Genomic DNA, 14,467 nt, shown 5'->3' with positions numbered 1-14,467 from the left:
ATAATAAATACAACCCAACACATCATAAGAGGCTCTTATATCTATGGATCAGACACGCTCTCTGGAAAGTTTCCTCGCCCGCGTACAGCAGCGCGACCCAGAGCAAAAAGAATTCGCTCAGGCCGTACGTGAAGTTATGACAACACTCTGGCCTTTCCTCGAACAAAACCCTCGCTATCGTCAGCTTTCACTGCTGGAAAGGCTGGTTGAACCTGAACGCGTGATCCAGTTCCGCGTCGCCTGGGTCGATGACCGCAACCAGGTACAGGTAAACCGCGCGTGGCGCGTGCAGTTCAGTTCGGCTATCGGCCCGTTCAAAGGCGGGATGCGCTTCCACCCGACCGTTAACCTGTCGATCCTGAAATTCCTCGGCTTTGAGCAGACTTTTAAAAATGCCCTCACCACCCTGCCAATGGGCGGTGGTAAAGGCGGCAGCGATTTCGATCCGAAAGGGAAAAGCGATGGCGAAGTGATGCGTTTTTGCCAGGCGCTGATGACCGAATTATATCGTCACCTGGGCGCGGACACCGACGTTCCGGCGGGTGATATTGGCGTGGGCGGTCGTGAAGTCGGCTTTATGACCGGGATGATGAAAAAACTCTCCAATAACACCGCCTGCGTGTTTACCGGTAAAGGGCTTTCCTTTGGCGGTAGCCTGATCCGCCCGGAAGCTACCGGTTACGGGCTGGTTTACTTTACCAACGCCATGCTGAAGCGCCACGGCCTGGGCTTTGAAGGGATGCGCGTTGCTGTTTCTGGCTCCGGCAACGTGGCGCAGTATGCCATTGAGAAAGCGATGTCGCTGGGCGCGCGGGTGATCACCGCCTCTGACTCCAGCGGTACAGTGGTAGATGAGGCCGGATTTACCCCCGAAAAACTGGCGCGACTGGTGGAAATTAAAGCCAGCCGTGACGGACGAGTAGCGGCCTACGCCAAAGAATTTGGCCTGACCTATCTTGAAGGCCAGCAGCCGTGGAACGTGCCGGTTGATATCGCCCTGCCGTGCGCCACCCAAAACGAGCTGGACGTTGATGCTGCCCGTCAGCTGATCGCCAACGGCGTGAAAGCGGTGGCTGAAGGGGCGAATATGCCGACCACAATTGAAGCCACCGATCTGTTCCTTGACGCGGGCGTGCTGTTCGCGCCGGGCAAAGCGGCTAACGCAGGCGGCGTGGCAACGTCAGGGCTGGAGATGGCGCAGAACGCGGCGCGTCTCGGCTGGAAAGCGGAGAAAGTGGATGCCCGTTTGCATCACATCATGCTGGATATCCATGAAGCCTGCGTGAATTACGGCGGCGAAGGCAAACAAACTCATTATGTCCGCGGCGCAAACGTCGCGGGCTTCGTCAAAGTTGCCGATGCGATGCTGGCGCAGGGCGTGATTTAACGCTACCGCGCCCCGTTAAATCCGGGGCGCGGTATTTTTATTACTGATAACGCGCCCATGCGCGATCCAGCATCTCCACCGCTGACCCGGCAATCGCTACACTGGAAGGCGAAAGCGTGCTGGTTCTCACCCGTCCCGACGTTAACTCTCCCCAGGTCCAGCTCACCCTGGCGTTATTCTCAAGCTTCGCTATCGCTTTTGCCGCATTCTCGCCATAGATAAAGGGGAAATCGGCGGCGGTAATAAATTCAGATTTACCGATATGCAGTTGCGAAATTGGATTAAAGCGCATCTTACCGACGCTAATTAAATATCCTCCCGGCACATCCAGCGCGGTTAATTCCGGCACTTTCTGAATATAAAGATTATTTTCGTTAATAAAGCAGCCATGAAAATCCGACTCGCTGGCATCGACGTTCTCGCGGGTTTCACAGGCGAAGTGCCAGCCATTTTCGCTGTCGCCAATGTAGCCGTCGGCATTCACGCCGGTGTGGGTGAGCTCATAGCGCGTGGTGCCCAGATAGCCTTCTTCACGGGCATAAAAATCGAGCGTGTCCGCCGCACTCTTATTCATCGTCACCTGACAGATTATTCTTCCCTGCGGAAAGAGCGGGCGGGCGGAAAAGGTCATTAACACCGGCGACACGTTATATCGCGTTACGGCAGGGATTTCGCTGGCGACCCACAATTCGGCACAGCTGACGGCCTGAAGTGCGGTCTGCTGATACAGCCAGGTGGTTTCCTGTAAGGTTGCCCGCCGAAAAGAGTGATTATGAATACCGGCGTCAATGGTGGCCTGTGAATAAGCAGAAATAAAGAGAAATGCCGCCAGAATGTGTTTTCTATCCATGATATTAACCCGATTTTTATTTACCCCTTAAGGCTTAAGGGCGCGAATAGTATCAGGATTAAAAAAAACGCCTTTGTGCCAGTCGGCATCAAAGACGTTTTTCGGAATATATTAAGATGGCAGGCGGCTGTCCGGCGCGGCGCTTTTTTTCGCGCTGCGTTTGCGGAAGGTTTTCTTTTTATCCGATCCCGGCGCGAGGATGCCCCGGAACTGGCGGACCGGCGTGCTACGCGCCTGATGGATCAGGTCGTGGAGAGTGCCGACCAGCGGCTGCATAAAATCCTGATAGCGGCACTGTTTTTCGCTGATCTGCGTCAGTACCGATTCCCAGTGCGCGGTCATGTCTGGCCGTGCCGCCATCTCTGGCAGGGAGTGGATCAGCGCCCTTCCCGCCTCGGTCGAGTGGATATAGCGCCCCTGCTTATGGAGAAAGCTGCGCTTAAACAGCAGTTCGATAATCCCGGCGCGGGTCGCTTCCGTTCCCAGACCGTCGGTAGCGCGGAGGATCTTTTTCAGGTCTTTGTCCTGCACGAAACGGGCGATCCCGGTCATCGCTGAAAGCAGCGTGGCGTCGGTGAAATGGCGCGGCGGCTGGGTTTGCCGCTCCACCACTTCCCCCTTCTCGCACAGCAGTTCATCGCCTTTTGCCACCACCGGTAGCGGGGTGCCGTCGTTTTCTTCGTCGCGCTCTTTGCTGCCGAGCAGCGCCCGCCAGCCCGCATCGGCCAGAAAACGCGCTTTGGCGACAAATTTGCCGTTGGCAATGTCCAGCTCGATTACGCATTTACGGAATACCGCATCCGGGCAAAACTGCATCAGATACTGGCGGGCAATCAGGCTGTACACTTTAGCTTCGTTATCGTTGAGATTGACAGACGAACTGCGGGCCGTGGGAATGATGGCGTGGTGAGCATCCACTTTTTTATCATCCCAGCAGCGGTTGCGCCGATCGGGGTCGACGGCAGGCTGCGGCAGCAAATCGGCGGCGTGGACGCCGATCGCATTCATCACCGCCTGACGCCCGGCGAAATGTTCTTCCGGCAAATAACGGCAGTCCGAACGCGGGTAGGTAATCAGCTTATGGGTTTCATACAGCTTCTGACAAATATCCAGCACGTTTTGCGCGCTCAGATTAAAGCGCCTGGCGGCCTCAATTTGCAGCGAAGAGAGCGAAAACGGCAGCGGCGCGGGTTCTGATTCCCGTTTATCATTATACGAGGTGACGATCGCGGGTTGCCCGGCAATGCGGCTGACCACGTGATCCGCCAGCGGACGATGCAGCAGCCGCCCTTCTTCATCCTGGTACGGTTCGCAGGCTTCGCTCGGCTGCCACAGCGCGGTAAAACGTTCGTCTTTGGGCGTAACGATATGCGCTTTGACATCGAAAAAGTCTTTGGCAACGAAGTTTTCAATTTCTTCGTCACGACGCACCACCAGCCCCAGCACCGGCGTTTGTACGCGCCCCACCGACAGCACGCCCTGATAGCCCGCGTTACGTCCAAGAATGGTGTAAGCGCGGGTCATGTTGATCCCGTACAGCCAGTCGGCACGCGCCCGCGCCAGCGCCGAAACGCACAGCGGGATAAACTCGCTGTTGGCGCGCAGACGTGAAATGGCACGTTCTACCGCCTGCGGGTTGAGATCGTTAATCAGGCAGCGCTGGACCTTCTGACGTTTGTCGGCGGCAAGCTGCAAATAGTCCAGCACTTCATCCACCAGCAGTTGCCCTTCGCGATCCGGGTCACCGGCGTGGATCACTTCTTCCGCTTCATGCAGAAAACGTTTGATCACGTTGAGCTGTTTGGTTACCGAGGCTCTCGGCTGAAGCTGCCATTTTTCCGGGACGATAGGTAGATCGGCCAGATTCCAGCGCGCATAGCGTTCGTCATAGGCATCGGGCTGGGCCTGCTCCAGAAGATGCCCGATGCACCAGGTGACCACCTGCCCGTTTCCGCATTCGATAAAGCCATCGCCCTTGCGATGCGGTTTGGGGAGCACATCGGCAATCGCCCGGCCCAGACTGGGTTTTTCCGCAATAAACAGCCGCATAAAATTAACGGATCTCGATCATGGGTCGTCCCGCTCGCGCGCGTACCAGTTCACCAATGGCGCTCAGGCTGATGCCGAATTCGGCGGCGGTCGCCTGCACCTCAGCTTCGCCTTCCGGCGTCACGGCAAGCAGTAAGCCGCCGGAGGTTTGCGGATCGCAGAGCAGATCGCGCCACGCTTCCGGCATTGCTCCCATTAAGTGTCCGTAGCTGGCAAAGTTCCGCCCGGTGCCGCCCGGCACCGCGCCGAGCAGGATATACTCTTCCACGCCCGGCAGTTTTGGCACGCTTTCAAAGTTGACCTGCGCCTGCACGCCCGCGCCCTGGCACATTTCGCTCAGGTGGCCGAGCAGGCCGAATCCGGTGACGTCGGTCATGGCTTTCACACACTCAAGATTAGCGAACGCGGCTCCGGCGAGGTTCATCCGGCACATCACTTCCGTCGCCAGCCCCTGATGCTCAGGTTTGAGCAGCGATTTTTTCTCAGCGGTGGTCAGCACGCCAATCCCCAGCGGCTTGGTGAGATAGAGTTTGCATCCGGCTTCGGCGGTGCTGTTTTTCTTCACCCGTTCGGTTGGCACAATGCCGGTCACCGCCAGCCCGAAAATCGGTTCCGGCGCGTCAATGGAGTGACCGCCCGCCAGCGCAATTCCCGCCTGCTGGCAGGCATAGCGACCACCTTCAATGACCTCGCGGGCAATTTCCGGGGCCAGTTTATCGAGCGGCCAGCCGAGGATCGCAATCGCCATAATCGGCTTGCCGCCCATCGCGAAGATATCGCTGATGGCGTTCGTCGCCGCAATACGGCCAAAGTCGAAAGGGTTATCGACAATCGGCATAAAGAAATCGGTGGTGCTGATGACGGAAGTGCCATTACCTAAGTCGTAAACCGCCGCGTCGTCGCGGGTTTCATTACCGACCAGCAGGTGAGGATCGATAAATTTTGCCTGTTCGCTGTGCAGGATGGTTTCCAGCACTTTAGGGGAAATTTTACAACCGCAACCCGCTCCGTGGCTGTACTGGGTTAAACGGATAGCTTGCTCGCTCATGGACATCTCCTGTCTTTGCACTGCCGCTATGGTAGCGCCAGAAGCGGGCAGTGATAAGTAATACCGTCTGAATTACGCCGCTTTCGCTCATAATCCAGACGGTTTTCGCGCCGGGTTCAGAAATAGCGGACAAAAGGCGCTGTATCGGCCAGTTCAATCGTGGTGGATGCCTTCAGCTGCGGCGTCCCCAGATACAGAAAGCCGACGATTTTATCCTGCGCCCGGCATTCCAGCCCTTCCCGCACCACCGGGCTGTCGGTCAGCGGACCGCTGCGCCAGATGCCGTTAAAGCCCTGGGCGAGCGCCGCCATCTGCATCGCCATCACCGCGCAGCCTGCGGACATCTCCTGCTCCCAGCGCGGCACTTTATGGTGCTCTTCACATTTCGCCACCACCGCGATGATCATCGGAGCGCGAAACGGTGCATTGCGCGCTTTGTCGATCGCTTTGGCGTCCGATCCGGCCTCAACCGCGCCTTTCTCCAGCAGTTCGCTAAAACGCTGGCGGCCTTCTCCTTCCACGATAAAAAACCGCCACGGTTGCAGCGTGCCGTGATCCGGTGCGCGGATCCCGGCGCGTAAAATATTTTCCAGCTGTTCCCCGGCCGGAGCGGGTTCAGTGAGCCGTGAAGCGCTACGGCGATTGACGAGCAGTTCAAGTGCGTCCATTAATTAACTCCTGTCTCTGTTAATTTTTCACAAAATTAACATGTAAGGGCTTTTTGTTACAGCGCCGACAGCGATTCCTGCTGACAAGAGACGGCGGGATATTTAGGATAGCCACACGATTTTGCCCTAACGGCAAATTTTTCATTCCAGTTTGGTCAGGGAGATTGCATGAGAACCCTCGGGCGTTTTATAGCCGGTTTTTTTAAATGGACATGGCGGATACTGAATTTTGTTCGCCAGCTCGTCTTTAACGTCATTTTTATTTTCCTGCTGCTGGTCTGCGCAGGCATCTGGTTACAGCTGAGCAGCAGTGCGGAAGAGAACAGCCAGCGTGGGGCGCTGCTGCTCGATATTACCGGCGTGGTGGTGGATAACCCTTCTCCGACCAGTAAAGTGAGCGCGGTGACGCGTCAGTTGCTGGGTGCCAATACCGATCGTTTGCAGGAAAACTCGCTGTTTGAGATCGTTCATGCCATTCGTCAGGCGCAAGAAGATCGCAATATCACCGGTATCGTGCTGGACCTGAAAAATTTCGTCGGGGCCGATCAGCCTTCAATGCAGTACATCGGTAAAGCGCTGCGCGAATTCCGCGACAGCGGCAAACCGGTGGTTGCCGTGGGCGACAGCTACACCCAGGGGCAGTATTACCTGGCCAGCTTCGCCAATAAAATCTGGCTTTCGCCGCAGGGCACCGTCGATCTGCACGGCTTTGCCACCAACGGCCTGTATTACAAATCCCTGCTTGATAAGCTGAAAGTCTCGACCCACGTTTTCCGCGTCGGCACATATAAATCAGCGGTAGAACCGTTTATTCGTGATGACATGTCGCCTGCGGCGCGTGAAGCGGACAGCCGCTGGATCGGCGAACTGTGGCAAAACTATCTCTCAGCCATTGCCGCAAACCGGCAGATCACCCCGCAGCAGGTCTTCCCCGGCGCGCAGGCCGTGCTCGACGGCCTGCGTAAAACCGGTGGCGATACGGCGAAATATGCGCTGGATAGCAAACTGGTTGATGCGCTTGGCTCCAGCGCCGATGTGGAAAAAGCGTTAACCAAACAGTTTGGCTGGAGTGATAAAGAGAAGGATTACAGCGCCATCAGCATGTACGACTATGCGCTGAAAAAACCCGCCCGGCAGGGTGGCAAAATTGCGGTGATCTTCGCCAATGGCGCGATCATGGACGGCGAAGCAACCCAGGGCAACGTCGGCGGTGATACTACCGCTGCGCAGATCCGCGAAGCGCGTCTTGACCCGGACATCAAAGCCATCGTTCTGCGCGTGAACAGCCCTGGCGGCAGCGTCAGCGCCTCTGAAGTGATCCGCTCGGAACTGGCGGCGGCGAAATCCGCTGGCAAGCCGATTGTGGTTTCGATGGGCGGCATGGCAGCCTCCGGCGGTTACTGGATTTCTACGCCAGCGAACTACATCGTTGCCAACCCCAGCACCCTTACCGGCTCGATTGGTATTTTCGGCGTGATCAATACCGTGGAGAACAGCCTTGATTCCATCGGTGTCCACACCGACGGCGTGGCGACCTCTCCGCTGGCAGACGTTTCGATTACCAAAACCCTGCCGCCGGAAGTTCAGCAGATCATGCAGCTTAGCATTGAGAATGGCTATCAGCGCTTTATCTCACTGGTCGCGGCGGCCCGTAAGAGCACGCCGGATCAGATTGATAAAATCGCCCAGGGCCACGTCTGGACCGGTCAGGATGCAAAAAACAATGGCCTTGTTGACAGCCTTGGTGACTTTGACGACGCGGTGAAGAAGGCCGCTGAACTGGCGAAGCTGAAGCAGTGGCAGCTGGATTATCTGGTTGAAGAACCTGGCTTCCTCAACATGGTGGTAGACAGCGTATTCGCCTCGGCGCGTGTCAGTCTGCCGCAGGCGATGCAGGCTTATCTGCCCGCATCGCTGGCCGGAGCCGCAAGCGTCGTGAAGGAAGAAAGTGATAAGCTTGCCGCCTTTAACGATCCGCAAAACCGCTATGCGTTTTGCCTGACCTGCGCGAATATTCGCTAAAGTGTTTCCCCTCCGCCTGCGGAGGGGAGCTTTTCACCCTAAGAAACTATCATGCAAAAGAAATCCATTTACGTCGCCTATACCGGCGGCACCATCGGGATGCAGCGTTCCGACCAGGGTTACATTCCTGTTTCCGGTCATCTTCAGCAGCAACTGGCCCAGATGCCAGAGTTCCATCGCCAGGAAATGCCGCAGTTTACAATCCATGAATATCAGCCGCTGATGGACTCTTCGGATATGACGCCGCAGGACTGGCAGCATATCGCCGAAGATATTAAGGCGCATTACGACGACTATGACGGCTTCGTAATCCTGCACGGCACCGACACCATGGCCTATACCGCCTCGGCGCTCTCGTTCATGCTGGAGAATCTTGGCAAACCGGTGATTGTGACAGGGTCACAAATCCCGCTGGCAGAACTGCGCTCCGACGGACAGATAAATTTGCTGAATGCGTTATACGTGGCGGCGAATTACCCTATCAACGAAGTGACGCTGTTTTTCAATAACCAACTGTATCGCGGCAATCGCACCACTAAAGCCCACGCCGACGGTTTTAACGCCTTCGCCTCGCCCAATCTGCAACCTTTGCTGGAAGCGGGTATTCATATTCGCCGCCTCGGTACACCGCCCGCCCCACAGGGCACCGGCGAGCTGCTCGTGCACCCTATTACACCGCAGCCCATCGGGGTGGTGACGATTTATCCGGGCATTTCAGCCGACGTGGTGCGCAATTTCCTGCGCCAGCCGGTGAAAGCGCTGATTCTGCGTTCGTACGGCGTGGGCAATGCCCCGCAGAACGGTGAGTTTCTTGAGGAACTGGCGGACGCCAGCCAGCGCGGGATCGTCGTCATTAACCTGACGCAGTGCATGTCGGGCAAGGTCAATATGGGCGGCTATGCCACCGGCAATGCTCTGGCACACGCTGGCGTGATTAGCGGTTTTGATATGACGGTGGAAGCGACCCTGACCAAGCTGCACTATCTGCTAAGCCAGAATTTAACCCCGGACGCCATCCGCACTGCCATGATGCAGAATCTGCGCGGTGAACTGACGCCGGACGAATAACCGTCGGCCCGTCAGGGCCGTTTTAACCCTTTCGCCCTTCCCCCATGCGCAAGCAGCCACGCCGGCCCGCCGATTATTGTGCGGGTTCAGGCGGATGGTGCCAACCGAAAATCGGCCGACTGTTTTTTCACGTAATTGCATTAACAGCGGCGCGGGAATGCCTGCTACCATAGGCGTAATTAACTTTTTGTGAGGTTTTTTATCATGGCATTTATCCCTAAAAACTATGCCCGGCTGGAATCCGGCTACCGCGAGAAAGCGCTTAAGCTATTTCCGTGGGTGTGCGGGCGTTGTAGCCGTGAGTTTGTGTATTCAAATCTGCGCGAGCTGACGGTGCATCATATCGATCACGATCATTCCAACAACCCGGAAGATGGCAGTAACTGGGAAATGCTGTGTCTGTATTGCCACGACCACGAGCATTCAAAATATACCGAAGCGGATATGTATGGGACGACGGTGGTCGCCGGAGAAGATGCGCAGGATAGCGTGGGCGCAGCGAAATATAATCCCTTCGCCGATCTGAAAGCGATGATGAACAAAAAATAAGAACGTTAACGATGGCCCGACAACATCAGTTTACCGGGCCAGAAAGGATCAGGATTTGAAGGTGGCAATCGACCGGGGCGCGATGCCGAAATCCTCTTTCAGCTGCTGCTTGCTTTTCATCACCATCTGCCCGCGCGTATCAATGGTCATATGCTGAGCGTCAGTGTTATGCCGTGCCTGCCAGAGCATCACCAGTTGCAGGCTGTTCTCTTTCTGTTCAGGCGTCAGCGCCACCCCATCAGGCCATTTGCCTGTTTCCACTGCGGTTGCCAGACGTTGATAAACTTCCGGCGTCATACTCTCAATAAGCGTCTCAAGCTCCACGCTGTTGCTCCTGCCAATGGAATAATTTGCTGAATCGATTTTTCAGCCTTTGATTTGCTCGCCGTTATCATCATCGGTAAAACTCAGAGAGGCCGAGTTCACGCAGAAGCGTTCACCGGTGGGCTGCGGGCCATCCGGGAAGACGTGTCCGAGGTGGGCATCGCAATTTCCACATCGAATTTCAATGCGTTGCATCCCGTGGGAGTAATCGTTCAGCGAGCGCACCGCCTCTTCACTGACTGGCTCATAAAAGCTTGGCCAGCCACAGCCGGACTCGTATTTTGATTGCGAATTGAACAACGGCGCGTCGCAAACCAGACAATGGTAAACGCCTTCGCGCTTATTGTGCAGTAACTGACCGGTAAACGGCGGCTCAGTACCATGATTTTGCGTCACATAAAATTGCATTTCGCTCAGCGTTTTTTTCAGGGTTTCTGGTGATGGTTTGTTAGCCATTTTCATACATCTCGCTGTAGTCGCACTTACATTTATAAGCCTATTCTAACAAAACATTAACATCATAGTCCCGCTATTTGTTCTAAACTTATCCGTTGTGCAAAGCCACCCCGAAAATTGTGACGTTACTCACATTTTTCTGCGGGTAGCCCTTTAAAATTCCGGGCGCAGCCCATATGTGGTTTTCAGCCCAAAGGAAAAGTGGAACGGGTCAGTCGTCCAAAGGTTAGGCAGAGGATTGATTTGTCGCAATGATTGACACGATTCCGCTTGACGCTGCGTAAGGTTTTTGTAATTTTACAGGCAACCTTTTATTCACTAACAAATAGCTGGTGGAATATATGACTATCAAAGTAGGTATCAACGGTTTTGGCCGTATCGGTCGCATTGTTTTCCGTGCTGCTCAGGAACGTTCTGACATCGAAATCGTTGGTATCAACGATCTCCTGGACGCTGAGTACATGGCGTACATGCTGAAATATGACTCCACTCACGGCCGTTTCAACGGTACCGTAGAAGTGAAAGACGGCCACCTGGTTGTTAACGGTAAAACCATCCGTGTTACCGCTGAAAAAGACCCGGCTAACCTGAAATGGAACGAAATCGGCGTTGACGTTGTTGCTGAAGCTACCGGTATCTTCCTGACCGACGAAACTGCTCGTAAGCACATCACTGCTGGCGCGAAAAAAGTTGTTCTGACTGGCCCGTCCAAAGACAACACCCCGATGTTTGTTAAAGGCGCTAACTTTGACAAATACGAAGGCCAGGACATCGTTTCTAACGCATCCTGCACCACCAACTGCCTGGCACCGCTGGCTAAAGTTATCAACGACAACTTCGGCATCATCGAAGGTCTGATGACCACTGTTCACGCGACTACCGCAACGCAGAAAACCGTTGATGGCCCGTCTCACAAAGACTGGCGCGGCGGCCGTGGCGCTTCCCAGAACATCATCCCGTCCTCTACCGGCGCTGCTAAAGCTGTAGGTAAAGTACTGCCAGAACTGAATGGCAAACTGACTGGTATGGCGTTCCGCGTTCCGACTCCGAACGTATCCGTTGTTGACCTGACCGTTCGTCTGGAAAAAGCAGCCTCTTACGAAGAAATCAAGAAAGCCATCAAAGCCGCTTCTGAAGGCGACATGAAAGGCGTTCTGGGTTACACCGAAGACGACGTTGTTTCTACCGATTTCAACGGCGAAGTTTGCACTTCCGTGTTCGATGCTAAAGCCGGTATCGCACTGAACGACAACTTCGTGAAACTGGTTTCCTGGTACGACAACGAAACCGGTTACTCCAACAAAGTTCTGGACCTGATTGCTCACATCTCCAAATAAGCAGATGAGACACTCATCCAAAAGAGCGACTTCGGTCGCTCTTTTTTTGTTTTGAAGACAGAGGATTGCACTCAATGATTAATAAAATTTTTGCTTTACCTGTAGTCGAACAGATCACCCCGGTTCTTTCCCAACGTCAGCTTGATGAGCTGGATGTCATTGTTGTCGATCATCCGCAGGTTAAAGCGTCCTTCGCCTTACAGGGCGCTCATCTGCTCTCCTGGAAACCCGCAGGCGAAGAAGAAGTGCTGTGGCTGAGCGGCAACACGCCGTTTAAAACCGGCGTAGCGCTGCGCGGCGGCGTGCCGGTGTGCTGGCCGTGGTTCGGACCTGCTGCGCAGCAGGGTCTGCCCTCTCACGGCTTTGCACGTAACCTGCCCTGGACGCTGAAAGCGCACAATGAAGATGATAATGGCGTCGTGCTGACGTTTGAATTGCAGAGCAGCGATGAATCGCGCAAATTCTGGCCGCATGACTTCACGCTGTATGCGCGCTTCAAGCTGGGTAAAACCTGCGAAATCGAACTGGAAGCGCACGGCGAGTTCGAAACCACTTCCGCCCTGCATACCTATTTCAACGTGGGCGATATCAGCGCGGTGAAAGTGAGCGGTCTTGGCAACAGCTATATCGACAAAGTGAATGATGCCCGGCAGGGCGAGCTGGCGGATGGCGTGCAGACTTTCCCGGATCGTACCGACCGCGTGTATACCCACCCGGAAGCGTGCAGCGTGATCCATGACGCGGCGCTGAATCGCAGCATCGAAGTGATCCATCATCACCATTGCGATGTGGTGGGCTGGAACCCAGGCCCGGCGCTGTCCGCGAGCATGGGCGATATGCCGGACGACGGTTATAAAACGTTTGTTTGCGTGGAAACGGCCTGCGCCACCACCGCGCAGAAAACCAGCGAAGAGAAACCGTCTCGCCTGGCGCAAACTATTCGCGTCGCGAAACGCTAAGTCCGTTGCAAAGCGCCCTTATCCGGGCGCTTTATCCGTTACACCACGTCGAGTGGCATTTTGCGCTGTGGCGCCGGGAACGCCTTATCCAGCTTCGCCAACTGGTCCGCGCTTAAATCAATCTTTAACGCAGCGGCATTTTCTTCAACGTGCGCCACGCTTGACGCTTTCGGGATTGCCATCACGCCCTGATGACTAATCACCCATGCCAGCAAAATTTGCGCGGCGGTGGCGTTATGCGCACGGGCAATCTCCGTCACCGTACTGTTATTGAGTAAACCGCTACGCAGACGTCCGGCCTGAGCGAGCGGACAATAGGCCATCACCGGCAGCGACTGTTGCTGGCACCACGGCAGTAAATCATATTCAATTCCGCGCGAGGCCAGATGGTAAAGCACCTGATTGGTTGCGCACTGCTCGCCACCCTCAACCTGCCACAGTTCCTGTAAATCGTCATAGTCGAGATTAGACACGCCCCAGCGGGCAATTTTACCCTGCGCGATCAGCGTCTCCATGACCTCTACCGTCTCTTCCAGGGCATAATTGCCGCGCCAGTGCAGAAGGTAAAGATCAAGATGGTCAGTGCCCAGCCGTCGCAGGCTGGCTTCGCAGGCGGCAATTGCTTTTTTGCCTCCGGCATTCCACGGGTACACTTTGGACACCAGAAAAACGTTATCGCGGATCCCCTTCAGCGCCTCGCCGACCACTTCTTCCGCCCCACCGTCAGCGTACATTTCTGCGGTGTCGATAAGCGTCAGTCCCTGCTCGACGCCAGCCCGTAGCGCCGCCACTTCCGTGCTGCGCTGGCTGCGGCTTTCGCCCATATACCACGTCCCCTGACCAATGGCAGGAAGCGTGGCCTGATGACTGAACTGAATAACTTTATCTGTCATAACTCCTCCTGAGACGTTTACTGCACTACCGTAATGCAAAACAGAGCGCAAGCGCTCTGTTTTATTGCATGAAATGCCCTGTTTAAATGCCCGATTAGAAAGTGTAGGTCACGCCGGTTGAGAATACGCCTGACCAGGACTTGTCCACCATCGGGCTATCGGTGACTTCATCCGACAGGCGCGTATAGCGACCAGAACCGTAAATGTTCCAGTTATCGGTCAGGCTGTAGCTGACCGCCAGTTCCGCATACGGATTCCAGCTACTGTTAGGATCGTAGCTGTTCAGACCGCTACGACGTGCCTCTTTACCGGAAACACCGTAGTAGTATTCGTTCTGATTCTCGCTGCTCCACTCTACCCCAATGCCGGGCGTGATATGCCAGCGGTCGCTGGTGTAGCGATATAACCAGGCCAGATCCCAGGTAATGCCGTTGCTGTTATCCAGCGTATCCCCGGCCAGCGTGGTGCGCAGGAAGCCGTATGGCGTGTTATGCACGTAGGTCAGACCGGCCATCACCGTTGAGCGACGGCGATCGAGCTGGCGTAACTGGTTATTGTCGCTGTCATGAGGCTTAAAATGCAGCGGCGAGTAATAGGCCGTCACAGAAAGTTTATCGGTGGTGTCATTCCACAGGTAGTAACCCCCGCCGAGCCCACGGAACCAGAAATCATCGCCTTCATAGGCTACAACCGGTACTGGATAGACATCATCATCGTATTGTTTGTAGGGGTTCTGTACGACGCCCACACCTGCACCCACCGTCCAGGGGCCAGCCGCCTGGGCAACTGAGGCCGAAGAAGCAATAAGCACACCAAGTGCCAGAAGTTTGAATTTAGTCACAATTCACTCTTTCCCG

At 55.4% G+C, this 14,467-nt stretch carries 14 protein-coding genes; 6 read left to right on the top strand and 8 right to left on the bottom strand.

Going from position 1 to position 14,467, the window contains the following annotated elements; all coding sequences use genetic code 11:
* Positions 1–43 precede the first annotated feature (43 nt).
* Positions 44–1,387, top strand: coding sequence for an NADP-specific glutamate dehydrogenase (gene gdhA / locus RT197_RS02060; RefSeq protein ID WP_312946801.1), 1,344 nt, complete (start codon positions 44–46; stop codon positions 1,385–1,387).
* 40 nt (positions 1,388–1,427) lie between these two features.
* Here gdhA and RT197_RS02055 read toward each other — a convergent pair whose 3' ends face one another.
* The 4 genes from RT197_RS02055 to RT197_RS02040 form a co-directional block, all read right to left on the bottom strand.
* The gene (locus RT197_RS02055) at positions 1,428–2,237 is read right to left on the bottom strand and encodes a hypothetical protein (protein ID WP_312946799.1); all 810 of its coding nucleotides are present in this window, start codon (positions 2,235–2,237) and stop codon (positions 1,428–1,430) included.
* Positions 2,238–2,348: 111 nt separating this feature from the next.
* A complete protein-coding gene (locus RT197_RS02050) occupies positions 2,349–4,286 on the bottom strand; it encodes a DNA topoisomerase III (protein ID WP_312946797.1) in 1,938 nt (645 codons plus the stop codon).
* A 4-nt stretch (positions 4,287–4,290) separates the two neighbouring features.
* On the bottom strand, positions 4,291–5,334 hold the full coding sequence (gene selD / locus RT197_RS02045) for a selenide, water dikinase SelD (protein ID WP_312946794.1): 1,044 nt from the start codon (positions 5,332–5,334) through the stop codon (positions 4,291–4,293).
* Positions 5,335–5,450: 116 nt separating this feature from the next.
* The gene (locus RT197_RS02040; RefSeq protein WP_312946791.1) at positions 5,451–6,002 is read right to left on the bottom strand and encodes an NAD(P)H nitroreductase; all 552 of its coding nucleotides are present in this window, start codon (positions 6,000–6,002) and stop codon (positions 5,451–5,453) included.
* Between the two features lie 168 nt (positions 6,003–6,170).
* On the opposite strand from RT197_RS02040, the gene sppA reads away from it, so the two are divergent.
* The 3 genes from sppA to yajD all read left to right on the top strand — a co-directional run bounded on the left by sppA (position 6,171) and on the right by yajD (position 9,641).
* A complete protein-coding gene (gene sppA, locus RT197_RS02035; RefSeq protein WP_312946788.1) occupies positions 6,171–8,024 on the top strand; it encodes a signal peptide peptidase SppA in 1,854 nt (617 codons plus the stop codon).
* A gap of 51 nt (positions 8,025–8,075) precedes the next feature.
* Entirely contained in the window at positions 8,076–9,092 is a 1,017-nt protein-coding gene (gene ansA, locus RT197_RS02030; protein WP_312946785.1) for an asparaginase, read from the top strand.
* Positions 9,093–9,296: 204 nt separating this feature from the next.
* Positions 9,297–9,641: an HNH nuclease YajD gene (yajD, locus tag RT197_RS02025; protein ID WP_312946783.1), complete on the top strand. Its 345-nt coding sequence runs from the start codon at positions 9,297–9,299 to the stop codon at positions 9,639–9,641.
* Positions 9,642–9,689: 48 nt separating this feature from the next.
* Here the strand turns inward: yajD and RT197_RS02020 are convergent, their stop codons facing one another.
* Both RT197_RS02020 and msrB read right to left on the bottom strand, forming a co-directional pair.
* The gene (locus tag RT197_RS02020) at positions 9,690–9,965 is read right to left on the bottom strand and encodes a YeaC family protein (RefSeq protein ID WP_312946781.1); all 276 of its coding nucleotides are present in this window, start codon (positions 9,963–9,965) and stop codon (positions 9,690–9,692) included.
* A 42-nt stretch (positions 9,966–10,007) separates the two neighbouring features.
* Complete coding sequence (gene msrB / locus RT197_RS02015; protein WP_312946779.1) at positions 10,008–10,421, bottom strand: peptide-methionine (R)-S-oxide reductase MsrB; 414 nt, start codon at positions 10,419–10,421, stop codon at positions 10,008–10,010.
* Positions 10,422–10,762: 341 nt separating this feature from the next.
* Here msrB and gapA point away from each other — a divergent pair, with 341 nt between their 5' ends.
* Both gapA and RT197_RS02005 read left to right on the top strand, forming a co-directional pair.
* Positions 10,763–11,758: a glyceraldehyde-3-phosphate dehydrogenase gene (gapA, locus tag RT197_RS02010; protein ID WP_312946776.1), complete on the top strand. Its 996-nt coding sequence runs from the start codon at positions 10,763–10,765 to the stop codon at positions 11,756–11,758.
* Between the two features lie 74 nt (positions 11,759–11,832).
* Positions 11,833–12,717, top strand: coding sequence for a D-hexose-6-phosphate mutarotase (locus RT197_RS02005; protein WP_312946774.1), 885 nt, complete (start codon positions 11,833–11,835; stop codon positions 12,715–12,717).
* Positions 12,718–12,755: 38 nt separating this feature from the next.
* Here RT197_RS02005 and RT197_RS02000 read toward each other — a convergent pair whose 3' ends face one another.
* Together RT197_RS02000 and RT197_RS01995 are read right to left on the bottom strand one after the other, a co-directional pair.
* Positions 12,756–13,610: an aldo/keto reductase gene (locus RT197_RS02000; protein WP_312946772.1), complete on the bottom strand. Its 855-nt coding sequence runs from the start codon at positions 13,608–13,610 to the stop codon at positions 12,756–12,758.
* 94 nt (positions 13,611–13,704) lie between these two features.
* The gene (locus tag RT197_RS01995) at positions 13,705–14,451 is read right to left on the bottom strand and encodes a MipA/OmpV family protein (RefSeq protein WP_312946769.1); all 747 of its coding nucleotides are present in this window, start codon (positions 14,449–14,451) and stop codon (positions 13,705–13,707) included.
* Positions 14,452–14,467: the final 16 nt, after the last annotated feature.

It is taken from the genome of Superficieibacter sp. (assembly GCF_032071645.1).
Taxonomy (GTDB): Bacteria; Pseudomonadota; Gammaproteobacteria; order Enterobacterales; family Enterobacteriaceae; genus Superficieibacter.
The sequence above is the reverse complement of the archived record's forward strand: the minus strand, read 5'-3'. Positions and strand labels throughout refer to the sequence as shown.

What these genes read in the sequence shown, in the direction of transcription:
- RT197_RS02050 (WP_312946797.1), bottom strand. Translation starts at nt 4,286, where the DNA reads ATGCGGCTGTTTATTGCGGAAAAACCCAGTCTGGGCCGGGCGATTGCC.
- ansA (WP_312946785.1), top strand. Translation starts at nt 8,076, where the DNA reads ATGCAAAAGAAATCCATTTACGTCGCCTATACCGGCGGCACCATCGGG.
- RT197_RS02040 (WP_312946791.1), bottom strand. Translation starts at nt 6,002, where the DNA reads ATGGACGCACTTGAACTGCTCGTCAATCGCCGTAGCGCTTCACGGCTC.
- yajD (WP_312946783.1), top strand. Translation starts at nt 9,297, where the DNA reads ATGGCATTTATCCCTAAAAACTATGCCCGGCTGGAATCCGGCTACCGC.
- selD (WP_312946794.1), bottom strand. Translation starts at nt 5,334, where the DNA reads ATGAGCGAGCAAGCTATCCGTTTAACCCAGTACAGCCACGGAGCGGGT.
- sppA (WP_312946788.1), top strand. Translation starts at nt 6,171, where the DNA reads ATGAGAACCCTCGGGCGTTTTATAGCCGGTTTTTTTAAATGGACATGG.
- RT197_RS02055 (WP_312946799.1), bottom strand. Translation starts at nt 2,237, where the DNA reads ATGGATAGAAAACACATTCTGGCGGCATTTCTCTTTATTTCTGCTTAT.
- gdhA (WP_312946801.1), top strand. Translation starts at nt 44, where the DNA reads ATGGATCAGACACGCTCTCTGGAAAGTTTCCTCGCCCGCGTACAGCAG.
- RT197_RS02000 (WP_312946772.1), bottom strand. Translation starts at nt 13,610, where the DNA reads ATGACAGATAAAGTTATTCAGTTCAGTCATCAGGCCACGCTTCCTGCC.
- RT197_RS02005 (WP_312946774.1), top strand. Translation starts at nt 11,833, where the DNA reads ATGATTAATAAAATTTTTGCTTTACCTGTAGTCGAACAGATCACCCCG.
- gapA (WP_312946776.1), top strand. Translation starts at nt 10,763, where the DNA reads ATGACTATCAAAGTAGGTATCAACGGTTTTGGCCGTATCGGTCGCATT.
- msrB (WP_312946779.1), bottom strand. Translation starts at nt 10,421, where the DNA reads ATGGCTAACAAACCATCACCAGAAACCCTGAAAAAAACGCTGAGCGAA.